This window comes from Planococcus wigleyi, assembly GCF_014836985.1.
In the GTDB taxonomy this organism is placed as follows: domain Bacteria; phylum Bacillota; class Bacilli; order Bacillales_A; family Planococcaceae; genus Planococcus; species Planococcus notacanthi.
In genome coordinates this window covers 1-12,847 of sequence record NZ_JACSPU010000009.1, presented here as the reverse complement: position 1 = coordinate 12,847, position 12,847 = coordinate 1, and the positions used below count along the sequence as shown (strand labels likewise).

Genomic DNA, 12,847 nt, shown 5'->3' with positions numbered 1-12,847 from the left:
TTATTACCCTCTCTTCCAGCGTGTACCTTGTGCCGTATCTTCCAAAATGATATTTTTCTCTTTAAATAAATCACGGATTTCATCAGCCCGGGCAAAATCGCGGTTTTTGCGCGCTTCGATGCGCTCTGCCATCAAAGCCTCGACTTCTTCATCCAGCAATTCTTCCTCTTGGCTGAATGGAACCCCCAACACGCCGGCTAATTCATCAAAGACGGCAATAAAGGTTTCCAGAACCGTTGTTGATGTCTGCTTCTCCAGCAAATACGTATTCGACAAACGGGACAAATCAAATAAACTTGAAATGGCATTTGCCGTATTGAAATCGTCATCCATCGTTTCAACGAAAGCTGTTTTAATGGTTTCGATTTTATCGATCCAAATATCGGAATGGTCACCCAGATCAGCTGATGTGCTTAAGCGATGCTTTAAATTGGCATACGCCGTACGCAGCCGCTCCAATCCGGCAATGGCATCTTCCACCAATTGCTGCGAGTAGTTGATCGGGTGGCGGTAATGAACCGACAGCATGAAGAAACGCAACACTTGTGGATCAAGTTCCTTCAATATATCGTTCACCAGCACAAAGTTGTTCAGTGACTTCGACATTTTTTCGTTATCAATATTAATATACCCATTATGCATCCAATAACGCGCAAAAGGTTTACCGGTTAAAGCTTCCGATTGGGCAATTTCATTTTCATGATGCGGGAAAGTCAGATCCTGTCCGCCTGCATGGATATCGATGGTATCACCCAAATGCTCACGTGCCATGACCGAGCATTCAATATGCCAGCCCGGACGCCCTTTGCCCCATGGGCTGTCCCATGAAATCTCTTTCGGCTTCGCTGTTTTCCACAACACGAAATCCAATTCATCTTCTTTTTTGTCGCCGGTTTCAATGCGCGCACCGACTTTCAGTTCGTCGACTGACTGATGGGACAGTTTGCCGTAGCCTTCAAATTTCCGGGTACGGTAATAGACATCTCCCTGCGACTCATAGGCATAACCTTTTTCAATCAACGCTGCAATAAAATCGATGATCTGCACCATATGGTCGGTTACACGAGGATGGACGTCCGCTTCTGAGCAGCCCAAGGCTTTCGTATCTTCAAAATAAGCGGCGATAAAGCGCTCTGCAATTTCCGGTACTTCCTGGCCGAGTTCGTTGGCCGCTTTGATCAATTTATCGTCGACGTCAGTGAAATTCGATACATATTTCACATCATAGCCGCGATATTCCAGATGGCGGCGCACTGTATCGTAGACAATTACCGGACGCGCGTTGCCGATGTGGATGTAATTATAAACAGTCGGTCCGCAGACATACATTTTTACTTTTCCTTCTTCTAAAGGAACGAACTCTTCTTTTTGCCGTGACAATGAATTAAAAATCTGGATAGTCATAAACGTTCCCCTTCTTCCTGCCTAGCTTTTTTTAACTCTTCAACTTCTTGCTGTAATCTGGCAATCTTCATTTCCATGCTTTCGCATTTATCCATAACGGGATCCGGCATATTCTGATGGTTCAAATCCGGCTTAATTCTGACGCCGTTCTGAATCACCACTTTCCCCGGAATCCCGACTACTGTCGAATTCATCGGTACGTTCTTCAATACCACTGATCCCGCTCCAACTTTGGAATTGGCACCGACAACGATCGATCCAAGTACTTTGGCGCCAGTAGCAACCAGCACATTGTCTTCCAATGTCGGATGGCGTTTCCCGCGTTCTTTTCCGGTACCGCCTAACGTAACGCCCTGATACAAGGTGACATTGTCGCCGATTTCACAAGTCTCTCCAATGACCACGCCCATCCCGTGGTCAATAAAGAAGCGGCGGCCAATGACCGCACCTGGATGGATTTCGATTCCTGTGAAAAAGCGGCTGATCTGTGAAATGACACGGGCAATGAAAAATAGTTTATTCTTGAAGAAAAAATGTGCCAGCCGATGCGCCCAGATGGCGTGCAAACCGGAATACGTCAAAATGACTTCCAAATAATTGCGGGCTGCCGGATCCTGCTCGAAAATAACATCAACGTCATCTTTCAATAATTTAAACATCTCTATCGCTCCCTTTCGTATCCAAAATAAAAAGCGCCCCTGTCACATTACATGACAGAGACGCATAGCTGCGCGGTTCCACTCTGATTAAAAGGGCAACTGCACCCTTTTCTCTCGAAGGCCTATAACGCAGGCAAGACGTCTGGTCTACTTGATTCGACTCAGCACTCAGAGAGGCATTTCGATGCAGCAGCGGCCCAGATCCCTTTCAGCCGGTGGGGACCTTCTCTTGAGAGCTTTCTGCATGTACTTCTTCTCGTCAACGTTTTTATTAATGGTAAATTCATTTTACACCGTCAGCTCAATAAGTCAACGTTAGGCACTTGCGTATTGTGAAACACGGGCGATGGCTTTGTCTTTTCCTAACAAGGAAATGGCATCCGGCAATTCAGGCCCATGCATTTGTCCAGTGATTACGACACGGATTGGCATGAACAGGTTTTTGCCTTTATGGCCAGTTGTTTTTTGGACCGCCTTGATTGCGGCTTTGATCTCAGCCGGCTCAAAGTTTTCCAATGAAGCCAATTGCTCTTTGAATGCCGTCATCACTTCAGGCACTTGTTCAGCAGCCAAAATTTCTTTTTCGGCTTCCCCATAGGACAATTCTTCTGTAAAGAACTGCTCGGAAAGCTCAGTGATTTCTGCTCCATAACTCAACTGTTCATGGTACAAAGCCACCAGCTTGTTCGCCCATTCCGCTTGCTCCGGCGTCATTTCTTCCGGCAGCTTGCCTGCTTTCTGCAAATGCGGAAGAGACAATTTCACCACTTCTTCAAGCGGCAATTGCTTGATGTATTGGTTGTTCATCCACATTAATTTCTGCTTATCGAACATCGATGGCGATTTAGACAGACGCTCTACATCGAAGATGCGGATCAAGTCTTCTTTCGAGAAAATCTCTTCTTCGCCTTCTGGAGACCAGCCAAGAAGCGCAAAGAAATTAAACAAAGCTTCCGGAATATAGCCAAGGTCTTTGTACTGCGAAATGAACTGCAGAATCGACTCATCGCGTTTCGATAATTTTTTGCGGTCCTCGTTGATGATTAAGGTCATGTGGCCATAACTTGGATATTCCCAACCAAATGCATCATAGATCATCATCTGTCTTGGTGTATTCGATAAATGCTCTTCTCCTCGGAACACATGGGAAATTTTCATCAAATGATCATCAATGACCACAGCAAAGTTATATGTTGGGATACCGTTGGTTTTCACCATGACCCAATCGCCGACATCTTTTGATTCGAATGAAATCGGACCACGCACTAAATCGTTGAACTCATATGTTACTGAAGCAGGAACTTTCGCACGAATCGTAAACGACTTGCCTTCCGCTTCTTTTTCAGCCACTTCTTCAGCTGTCAAGTTGCGGCAAGTGCCGCTGTATTGAGGCGCTGCGATACCGGATGCTTTTTGCGCATCGCGTTCTGCTTCCAATTCTTCAGGTGTACAGAAGCATTTATAAGCCAAGCCTTTTTCAAGCATCTGATCTGAATGCTCTTTGTACGTATCCAACCGTTCCATCTGGCGATAAGGACCGTATTCTCCGCCGATATCAATCGACTCGTCGTGCTCGATGCCGAGCCATTTCAAGTTATCCAGCTGAGACATAATGCCGGTTTCGATATTGCGGGCTGTATCGGTATCTTCAATGCGTACAATGAATTTCCCGTTATTATGGCGTGCAAATAAGTAATTGAATAATGCTGTACGTGCGCCGCCGATGTGCAAATGGCCTGTCGGACTTGGCGCATAACGTACGCGTACTTCTTGTGTCATGTAAGTTCCTCCTAAATTATCTATCCTTCTGTTATTCTATCACTCTGGGACATCAAGCGAAACCGGACGTTTGTTCAATAGGATCACCGCTAATGCTGCAATTCCTTCTTCACGGCCAGTAAACCCAAGATGCTCAGAAGTCGTCGCTTTAACATTGACCTGCGAAATATCCGCTTCCAATAAGTTCGCAATCGATTCGCGCATTTGTTCGATATAAGGAGCCAGCTTCGGTTTTTGGGCGATGACTGTGCAATCGACATTGCCCAGCTCATAGCCTTGCTCTTTTACATATTCCCAAATATGCGTCAGCAATTTTCGGGAATCGGCGTCTTTAAATTCAGGATCGGTATCCGGGAAATGCTTGCCGATATCCCCTCCGCCAATTGCGCCAAGCGCTGCATCTGTAATGGTATGCAGCAAGACATCCGCATCTGAATGGCCAAGAAGCCCTCGATCATGTTCAATCTCCACGCCGCCTAAAATAAATGGGCGTCCTTCTGCCAGTTGATGCACGTCATAACCTTGTCCAATTCTAATCATTTCTGTTCCTCCTGTATGCGACTCTCCAAAATAGCTCGTCCATAAATCAAGTCATCCGGCGTCGTCATTTTAATATTTTCGTATGTACTTTCAATAATAGCTACCGGGTAGTCCATACGTTCAACAAGCATCGCCTCGTCGGTTCCCATGAATCCATCATTGTGCGCTGCCTGAGCCGCTTTTAAGATCAATGAATAGCGGAAAGCCTGCGGCGTCTGGATCATCCACAATTGATTGCGGTCGACCGTTTCAGAAATGACGCCATTTTCCACTTTTTTGATAGTGTCTTTGACCGGCACTCCAGCGACGGCAGCTCCGGATTCCTGCGCTGCCTCTACCAAGCGTGCAATGACTTCGTGATCGATGAAAGGCCGGGCAGCATCATGAACCAAAACAACGCCACAAGGCGGAATCGCTTCAAGACAGGCTCTAACACTATCCTGCCGCTCCGTTCCACCTGCAGCGTACCCTTTTACTTTCGTAATATCATAGCGTTTTACATACTCTTCGATCAGTTCCCGTTCGTGCTCTTTTACCGCCAGCCAAATAGCCTCGCAATTCGGATCCCGCTCAAACACTTCCAGCGTATAGAGAAAAATCGGTTTGCCGAAAAGTTCGAGCAATAATTTATTTTTATCTGCTTTCATTCGTTTCCCGCTGCCGGCAGCAGGCAGGACGACTGTATAGTTCATTGGATAACATCCTTTATCAATTTGTTGCAGTTTGTTTGCCGTCTCGCGGCTTCGCAAAAATCATCCGTCCTGCAGAAGTCTGTAAAACGCTGGTGACAGTGACATTGATCGCCTGGCCAATAAACCCTTTGCCATCTTCAATCACAATCATCGTGCCATCATCCAGATAAGCTACACCCTGATTTTGCTCTTTGCCGTCTTTGATGACCACTACATGCATATCTTCCCCCGGAATCACAACCGGTTTCACAGCGTTTGCCAAGTCATTGATATTCAAGACAGGTACATTATGAAGTTCACATACTTTATTGAGATTAAAATCATTGGTGACCACTTTGCCGCCCATTTTTTTTGCAGCGCGCATCAATTTTAAATCGACTTCGCTGACTTCGTCAAAGCTTTCTTCTGTAATCATAATCGCATCTACGCGTTCACTTTGAAGCCGTTTCAAAATGTCCAAGCCTCTCCTGCCGCGCGTCCGTTTCAGCGTGTCCGAAGAATCGGCAATATGCTGAAGCTCAGATAACACAAATTGCGGAACGACAAAGGTGCCTTCCATAAAACCAGTTGCCGAGATGTCCGCAATCCGACCATCAATGATGACACTGGTATCAAGCAGCTTATAAGACACTTTCTCAACCGGTTCTTCCGGCTCCAGCTTTTTCACCGGGGCAAACTTCGCCGGCGTCAACATCGTCAGCATTTCTTCGCGTTTTTGGAAGCCTACCTGAAAACCTAAATAACCAAGCACTACAGATAATATTAATGGTGCCACAGTGGCCACCAATGGAATATCAACGGTACTCAGCGCAAAGCCGATCAGGAACGCCACCACAAGGCCGATAATCATTCCAACCGTACCGAACAATAAATCCGGCGTCGGTGCATGAAGCAGTTTCTCTTCCATCCACTTCATGAAATTTATCAAAGAATCTACAAATAATAAAGATAACAGGAAAAAGACCAGAGCACCAACAATTGCTGCTACGTAAGGGTTACTGATCCATGGATTGTCGAGAAGGGGAATAAGTTCAAATGCAGATGGCAATAATAAGATTCCGACTGTCGCACCAATAAGTAAAAACATAATTTTAATAATAGGTCTTAACACGCGCTCCACCTCCTTTTTTAATTATACACATTTTAAATCTGAAACGCTTTAATGACCCTTATTTAGAAATAAAAGGAGGCATATAGCCTCCTTACTGTGGAAAAATCTCTTTTAACGCATCATTAACACTTTCTACACCGACTACGCGAATCCCTTCCGGATAATCCCAACCGCCTAAATTTGACGCTGGAACAATTGCCCGTTTAAAGCCGAGCTTAGCTGCTTCCTGCACGCGCTGTTCAATACGCGACACACGCCTTACTTCACCGGTCAATCCTACTTCGCCGATGATGCAATCGTACACATTTGGAGCCTTGTCACGGAAACTGGAAACAATGCTTGCGAGGACAGCTAAATCGATAGCGGGTTCATCCAGCTTCACGCCGCCTGCCACTTTGATGTACGCATCCTGTGACTGCAGCAGCATGCCCACCCGTTTTTCCAGCACAGCCATCAGCAGCGACACACGGTTGACATCGATGCCTGTTGCCATGCGTTTCGGATAGTTGAAACTCGATGGCGTCACCAACGCCTGAATTTCAACCAATATCGGACGTGTGCCTTCCATTGAAGCGACGACTGTCGAACCGGCTGAACCACTCGTCCGCTCCTGCAGGAACAGTTCAGATGGGTTCAACACTTCTTTCAAGCCGCTCTGGAGCATCTCGAAAATAGCGATTTCATTGGTCGAGCCAAAACGGTTTTTGACGCTGCGCAAAATCCGGTACGTATGATGGCGTTCACCTTCGAAATACAGAACAGTATCCACCATATGCTCCAAGATACGCGGCCCTGCAATCTGGCCTTCTTTTGTTACGTGGCCCACGAGGAAAATGGCAATATTCTTCGTTTTTGCAATCCGCATCAATTCGGCCGTACTTTCCCTAACCTGTGTCACGCTGCCTGGCGCAGAAGTCACTTCAGGGTGGTGAACCGTCTGAATCGAATCGACAATGACAAAATCAGGAGCTACATCTTCAATGGTATGATGAATCAATTCAAGATTCGTTTCTGCATAAATGAACAGCTCTGAAGACGAAGCATCGAGACGTTCTGCCCGCAACTTGGTCTGGCGGATCGATTCTTCTCCGGAAATGTATAATACCCGGCTTCCGCTATTGGCAAGCATCGCCGATACCTGTAACAGCAAAGTCGATTTACCGATACCCGGATCTCCACCAATCAGCACCAGCGAGCCCGGCACAATTCCCCCGCCGAGGACACGGTTCAATTCACTCAATTCTGTTTCTACTCTTGGTTCATCCTGCGTTTCAATGGCATTGATCGGCGTCGCTTTCTGAGGAACCGATGCACTGTGCTGAAAAGCGCCGCGTGTCCCTTTCGGTGCAGCCACTTCCACTTCCTCAGTCATCGTATTCCATGCCGCACAACCCGGACATTTCCCCATCCATCTGGCTGATTCATAGCCACAAGACTGACAGATGAATTTCGTCTTTTTCTTAGCCATGTGTACCTCCTAAAATAGAAAAACCGCTCGCCGGAGAGCGTCTCCGGCGAGCGGAATGTTCTTATTGTTTTTCCACTACCGCTTCTTTCACTTCTTCTGTTGCTTTTGTGCGAACGATGAAGTCATCGTCCTCCACATCGAAGATAATGCGTTGGCCTGAGAGGGCTGTACCTTTTAACAACTCTTCTGACAAGCGGTCTTCCACGTGTTTTTGAAGAGAACGACGAAGTGGACGCGCCCCGTATTCCGGGTCATATCCTTCTTTAGCGACTTTTTCAAGCGCAGCATCGGTCAGCTCCAAATCGATATCCTGCTCTTTCAAGCGTTCCACCAATTGCTTGGTCATCAAATTCACGATCTCTCTCAAGTTCTCTTTTTCAAGAGAGTGGAAGACGATCATGTCATCAATACGGTTCAAGAACTCTGGGCGGAATGCTTTCTTCAATTCAGCAAGCATTTTGCCTTTCATGTCTTTATAATCTGTTTTCGAATCCTCTAAATTGAATCCGACGTATTTATTGTATTTCAGCTCTTCTGCACCAACGTTTGACGTCATGATGATGACAGTGTTGCGGAAATCGACTCTGCGGCCTTTAGAATCCGTCAAACGGCCATCTTCAAGGACTTGCAGTAAGATATTGAAGACATCAGGGTGAGCTTTTTCAATTTCATCAAGCAAGACCACTGAATATGGTTTTCTGCGAACTTTTTCAGTCAACTGTCCGCCTTCTTCATAGCCGACATATCCTGGAGGTGAACCGACCAGACGTGATGTCGAATGTCTTTCCATATACTCGGACATATCAATGCGGATCATTGCATCTTCATCCCCGAACATAGATTCAGCGAGCGCACGTGCCAATTCCGTTTTACCGACACCTGTTGGTCCAAGGAAAATAAATGAGCCGATTGGACGTTTAGGATCTTTCAATCCAGCACGAGCACGACGGATCGCTTTCGAAATCGATGTAACAGCTTCTTCCTGCCCGATGATGCGGTTGTGAAGAATCGATTCCAGGTTGAGCAATTTATCAGATTCTGTTTGAGCCAGTTTTGAAACCGGAATGCCGGTCCACATGGACACGACTTTCGCAATGTCCTCCACTGTTACTTCAGACTCTTCTTTGCCTTGCTTTTCTTTCCATTCTTTCTTCGTTTTATCTAATTGGTTCTGCAATTTCTGTTCTGCATCACGGAGCGAAGCCGCTTTCTCAAATTCCTGGCTTTGCACTGCTTCATTTTTCTCAGAACGTGCAGCTTCCAAACGTGCTTCCAACTCCTTCAAATCTGGTGGAGTTGTATAAGAGCGAAGTCTTACTTTAGAGCCTGCCTCATCAATCAGGTCAATCGCTTTATCCGGAAGGAAACGATCCGAAATGTAGCGGTCTGACATTTTAGCTGCCGCTTCAATTGCTTCATCCGTGATTTTCACACGGTGATGCGCTTCATAGCGATCACGCAATCCGCGGATAATCTGAATCGACTCTTCAACAGTAGGCTCATCCACTTGAATCGGTTGGAAACGGCGTTCAAGAGCCGCATCTTTTTCAATGTACTTGCGGTACTCATCCAAAGTTGTAGCACCGATACATTGAAGTTCTCCACGCGATAGGGAAGGTTTCAGGATATTGGATGCATCAATCGCACCTTCTGCCCCACCTGCTCCGATTAACGTGTGAAGCTCATCAATGAAGAGAATGACATTGCCCGCTTGGCGAATTTCATCCATTACTTTTTTCAAGCGATCTTCAAACTCGCCACGGTATTTGGTTCCAGCAACCACTGTACCCATATCCAAGACCATAACGCGCTTGTCGCGCAAAGTTTCCGGAATTTCATTGTTGACGATCTGTTGAGCCAAACCTTCTGCAATCGCTGTTTTACCGACACCTGGTTCCCCGATCAATACAGGATTGTTTTTCGTTCTGCGGCTCAATACTTCAATAACGCGTGTGATTTCATCACTGCGGCCGATGACCGGATCCAAGCCGCCATCACGGGCCACCTGAGTCAAATCACGTGCCAAGCCATCCAGCGTCGGGGTATTTGCCGAAGCATTCGGGCTTGTGCCTGTGGATGCCTGTTCATTGTTGCCCAGAAGCTGCAACACCTGCTGGCGTGCTTTGTTCAAGCTGACGCCTGCATTACCTAATACACGCGCTGCAACGCCTTCACCTTCGCGAATCAACGCCAACAGCAAGTGTTCTGTACCAATATAAGAATGGCCCAATTTACGGGACTCATCTACTGACAATTCAATGACTTTTTTCGCTCTCGGCGTATAATGCACAATCGGGCCCACATCTTTTTCGCCGACACCGACAAGTTCCTTAACGCCTTCTTCAATCAATTGTGTATTCACTTCAATCGCTTCCAGAGCTTTAGCAGCAATACCGCCGCCTTCGCGAATTAAACCGAGAAGAATATGCTCTGTACCGATTGATTCATGTTTCATGCGAATGGCCTCTTCTTGAGCTAACTGAAGAACTTTTTGTGCGCGTTGTGTAAATCGATTAAACATCATGCAAGATCCTCTCCTTCACTATTTATACCTTCTTTATTCAATCGCTCCCGGAACAGCTTCGCCCGGGCAAAATCGCGTTCTTTCGGCTGCAGCGGCTTATCTGCATATTGCTGCAGGAAGGCCGGCTGCATAAAAATCATCAATTCATTTAAAATCGACATGTCTACATCTTGGATCATCTTTAAATCAATACCCAATCGAACATCTGACAAACAAGTGGCAGCTTCTTCCGTCGTCAGCAGTCTCGAATGGGTAAGAGTTCCAAGTGACCGATAGACACGATCTTCCAACACCAGCGGCGAATTCAACAAAATTGCTTCCCGCGCTTTGCGTTCCTGTTGGATAATCTGTTCTGTCATATTCTCCAAATCCTGAAGAATTTCGTACTCAGACTTACCTAGCGTCAATTGATTGGATATTTGATAAACATTTCCTAATGCTTCACTGCCTTCACCATAAATGCCACGAACTACCATGCCAAGCCTTGAAATCGCTGGAATGATCCGTTGAATTTGATGGGACATCGTCAATGCCGGCAAATGTAGCATGACCGAAGCCCTCATTCCAGTACCCACATTCGTAGGGCAACTAGTTAAGTAGCCGTATTTTTCATGAAAGGCATAAGATAAGTTCTTTTCCAATAAGGAATCTAACTCATTCGCTATCTTATACGCTTTCTGAAGATGGAATCCTGACTGCAGACTTTGTATCCGCAAATGATCCTCTTCATTTACCATAATACTCAGCTCTTCGTTATCAGACAATAAAACAGAACCGGAATGTTGGCTATTGGCCAGATAAGGACTGATTAGGTGTTTTTCCACCAGTACTTCCTTTTGGAGTTTAGCAAGTTCTTCAATACTGATATGGCTGAAAGTATAGTCCAAATCGCCACCTTTATCCAGTAATACAGATGAAATCTCTTTATCTACTTTAAGTGCCTCATCTTCAGTAAAAGAATACGGAAACTTGAAATTCTCTAAATTTCTAGCCAACCGGATTCTTGTACTCATTGCAATATCAACATTCTCTCCATCATTCGCCATCCAGCTGCTTGCTCGAGGTTGGAGAAACCGTTCAACTGCCATTGGAAGCACCTCCCTCAAGCTTGGAACTCAAAACTTTTACTTCATCTCTTAGCCGTGCAGCTTCCTCAAAATCCTCTTCACTCACAGAAACCTGCATTTGCTTGCGCAGTTCCTCTATTTCTTTTTTTATCTTTAAAGTTGTGCCATAAGAAGCCGGGATCTTCCCAGTGTGTTCTGTATTCCCATTATGAAACCTTTTAAATATTTCATCCAATTGGGAGGAAAATGCATCATAACAAGAAGCACAACCAAACTTGCCAAGCTGCAGGAACTTCGGAAAACTAAATCCGCAGGATGGACAGGTCACCGCTTCTTTTCTGACAGGGTTAACAGATGCCTGCGAATTAGGGAACCAATTTGATAATAGCTGATGAATAGCCAATGGATCCTGTTCAAAAGCAATATTAATGCTATGGTTTTCAGCTGCACAGATATGGCATAAATGAAGCTCCGTTATCTGTCCTTGTTGCTGTTGTTTAACTATTACTGATGCAGAACGTTCTCCGCACTGATCGCAAATCATCTTTTCACCCCTTTATATCGTGGTTTGATACTTAATTGTAAAGAGCATCGCTATAAGAATACGAGCTCGGACTTCATCACGCGTCGGAAGAGGCAAAAGCAGCGTCGCGCGATCTACAGCACTGAGAATCAGCTTTGCTTCTCTTTTAGAAATAACCTCTTCATCCAGCAACCTAAAAACAATATCTTCTGCCATTACTTGAGTGGCACCATGTTCTAAGCGCTGAATCACATCTGCGATTACATCTGATTTTTGATGAAGCCTGATTCTTTTAATTCGAATATACCCGCCACCACCGCGCTTACTTTCTACCAAATATCCACGGTCAACTGTAAATCGAGTATTGATGACGTAGTTTATTTGAGAAGGAACACATTGAAACTTTTCAGCTACTTCACTGCGTTTAATTTCAATATGGTCTCTCTCGCTTAATTCGATAACCTGCTTCAAATAACCTTCTATTACATCCGAAATATTCCGCATCGCTTTCACCTCTTCGATACATAATATGCCAAAGTTGACTTTGACTATATTTGACTTAATTATACACCAAGCTTTTTGCGGATATCAAATAGTACGAATCAAAATTTACAATCAAAAAAGTCCCGAAGCAATTTCGCTTCAAGACTTCCTGTTTATTCCTGATCCAATATTCTCTTCACAAAATCTTTTGCATGGCTGGATACAGATTCTGTTTTTTCTTCCATGTACTTAGTCTTCCACTTAATGCCTTCCTGCCAGACCTCCACTACATCGCCAACTGAAACATTATGAGTAAAATCTGTTATTGGAAAAGTATACTGTTCTTCCCCATTTTCAATTGTTTTTAACAATGCTGTTCTTTTATCAATAGCTTCGACTCTATAAATACCGGGTTTCATAATTCTCACCTCACTCCTGCTTTTCCCATTTCACATCCTCTTCAATCCTTATTCTCAATTATTATAAATAACTTTTATAGAACAACGTTTTTTTCACCAAAGAAAAAAGCCGTTACCGGAATCGGTAACGACTTTCATTCATGTGCCCAGCGACGTCTTACTCTCACAGGGGGAGACC

General features: G+C 45.2%; 12 protein-coding genes and 1 other annotated feature. All 12 genes read right to left on the bottom strand.

Going from position 1 to position 12,847, the window contains the following annotated elements; translation table 11 throughout:
- Positions 1-3: 3 nt before the first annotated feature.
- A complete protein-coding gene (gene cysS, locus H9630_RS17870) occupies positions 4-1,404 on the bottom strand; it encodes a cysteine--tRNA ligase (RefSeq protein WP_191716854.1) in 1,401 nt (466 codons plus the stop codon).
- Complete coding sequence (gene epsC, locus H9630_RS17865) at positions 1,401-2,063, bottom strand: serine O-acetyltransferase EpsC (RefSeq protein WP_191716853.1); 663 nt, start codon at positions 2,061-2,063, stop codon at positions 1,401-1,403. Before epsC ends, cysS begins: the two co-directional genes overlap by 4 nt.
- 53 nt (positions 2,064-2,116) lie before the next feature.
- Positions 2,117-2,335, bottom strand: a binding site (T-box leader).
- A gap of 43 nt (positions 2,336-2,378) precedes the next feature.
- Positions 2,379-3,842 carry a glutamate--tRNA ligase gene (gene gltX / locus H9630_RS17860; protein ID WP_191716852.1) on the bottom strand — a complete coding sequence of 488 codons (1,464 nt, stop codon included), beginning with the start codon at positions 3,840-3,842 and terminating at the stop codon, positions 2,379-2,381.
- A 39-nt stretch (positions 3,843-3,881) separates the two neighbouring features.
- Positions 3,882-4,382, bottom strand: coding sequence for a 2-C-methyl-D-erythritol 2,4-cyclodiphosphate synthase (ispF, locus tag H9630_RS17855; RefSeq protein WP_191716851.1), 501 nt, complete (start codon positions 4,380-4,382; stop codon positions 3,882-3,884).
- Positions 4,379-5,074 (bottom strand): 2-C-methyl-D-erythritol 4-phosphate cytidylyltransferase, encoded by a 696-nt coding sequence (gene ispD, locus H9630_RS17850; protein ID WP_191716850.1) that lies wholly within the window; start codon positions 5,072-5,074, stop codon positions 4,379-4,381. The genes ispF and ispD overlap by 4 nt, the downstream gene beginning before the upstream one ends.
- 16 nt (positions 5,075-5,090) lie before the next feature.
- Positions 5,091-6,185 carry a PIN/TRAM domain-containing protein gene (locus tag H9630_RS17845; protein WP_191716849.1) on the bottom strand — a complete coding sequence of 365 codons (1,095 nt, stop codon included), beginning with the start codon at positions 6,183-6,185 and terminating at the stop codon, positions 5,091-5,093.
- A gap of 91 nt (positions 6,186-6,276) precedes the next feature.
- Positions 6,277-7,653 carry a DNA repair protein RadA gene (gene radA, locus H9630_RS17840; RefSeq protein WP_191716848.1) on the bottom strand — a complete coding sequence of 459 codons (1,377 nt, stop codon included), beginning with the start codon at positions 7,651-7,653 and terminating at the stop codon, positions 6,277-6,279.
- 61 nt (positions 7,654-7,714) lie between these two features.
- Positions 7,715-10,177 (bottom strand): ATP-dependent Clp protease ATP-binding subunit, encoded by a 2,463-nt coding sequence (locus H9630_RS17835; protein WP_191716847.1) that lies wholly within the window; start codon positions 10,175-10,177, stop codon positions 7,715-7,717.
- Complete coding sequence (locus tag H9630_RS17830) at positions 10,174-11,265, bottom strand: protein arginine kinase (protein ID WP_191716846.1); 1,092 nt, start codon at positions 11,263-11,265, stop codon at positions 10,174-10,176. The genes H9630_RS17835 and H9630_RS17830 overlap by 4 nt, the downstream gene beginning before the upstream one ends.
- Positions 11,255-11,788, bottom strand: coding sequence for a UvrB/UvrC motif-containing protein (locus H9630_RS17825; protein WP_191716845.1), 534 nt, complete (start codon positions 11,786-11,788; stop codon positions 11,255-11,257). Before H9630_RS17825 ends, H9630_RS17830 begins: the two co-directional genes overlap by 11 nt.
- Positions 11,789-11,800: 12 nt before the next feature.
- Complete coding sequence (locus H9630_RS17820; protein WP_191716844.1) at positions 11,801-12,271, bottom strand: CtsR family transcriptional regulator; 471 nt, start codon at positions 12,269-12,271, stop codon at positions 11,801-11,803.
- Positions 12,272-12,423: 152 nt separating this feature from the next.
- Positions 12,424-12,669 (bottom strand): hypothetical protein, encoded by a 246-nt coding sequence (locus tag H9630_RS17815; protein ID WP_191716843.1) that lies wholly within the window; start codon positions 12,667-12,669, stop codon positions 12,424-12,426.
- Positions 12,670-12,847 lie beyond the last annotated feature (178 nt).

What these genes read in the sequence shown, in the direction of transcription:
- cysS (WP_191716854.1), bottom strand. Translation starts at nt 1,404, where the DNA reads ATGACTATCCAGATTTTTAATTCATTGTCACGGCAAAAAGAAGAGTTC.
- epsC (WP_191716853.1), bottom strand. Translation starts at nt 2,063, where the DNA reads ATGTTTAAATTATTGAAAGATGACGTTGATGTTATTTTCGAGCAGGAT.
- gltX (WP_191716852.1), bottom strand. Translation starts at nt 3,842, where the DNA reads ATGACACAAGAAGTACGCGTACGTTATGCGCCAAGTCCGACAGGCCAT.
- ispF (WP_191716851.1), bottom strand. Translation starts at nt 4,382, where the DNA reads ATGATTAGAATTGGACAAGGTTATGACGTGCATCAACTGGCAGAAGGA.
- ispD (WP_191716850.1), bottom strand. Translation starts at nt 5,074, where the DNA reads ATGAACTATACAGTCGTCCTGCCTGCTGCCGGCAGCGGGAAACGAATG.
- radA (WP_191716848.1), bottom strand. Translation starts at nt 7,653, where the DNA reads ATGGCTAAGAAAAAGACGAAATTCATCTGTCAGTCTTGTGGCTATGAA.
- H9630_RS17835 (WP_191716847.1), bottom strand. Translation starts at nt 10,177, where the DNA reads ATGATGTTTAATCGATTTACACAACGCGCACAAAAAGTTCTTCAGTTA.
- H9630_RS17830 (WP_191716846.1), bottom strand. Translation starts at nt 11,265, where the DNA reads ATGGCAGTTGAACGGTTTCTCCAACCTCGAGCAAGCAGCTGGATGGCG.
- H9630_RS17825 (WP_191716845.1), bottom strand. Translation starts at nt 11,788, where the DNA reads ATGATTTGCGATCAGTGCGGAGAACGTTCTGCATCAGTAATAGTTAAA.
- H9630_RS17820 (WP_191716844.1), bottom strand. Translation starts at nt 12,271, where the DNA reads ATGCGGAATATTTCGGATGTAATAGAAGGTTATTTGAAGCAGGTTATC.
- H9630_RS17815 (WP_191716843.1), bottom strand. Translation starts at nt 12,669, where the DNA reads ATGAAACCCGGTATTTATAGAGTCGAAGCTATTGATAAAAGAACAGCA.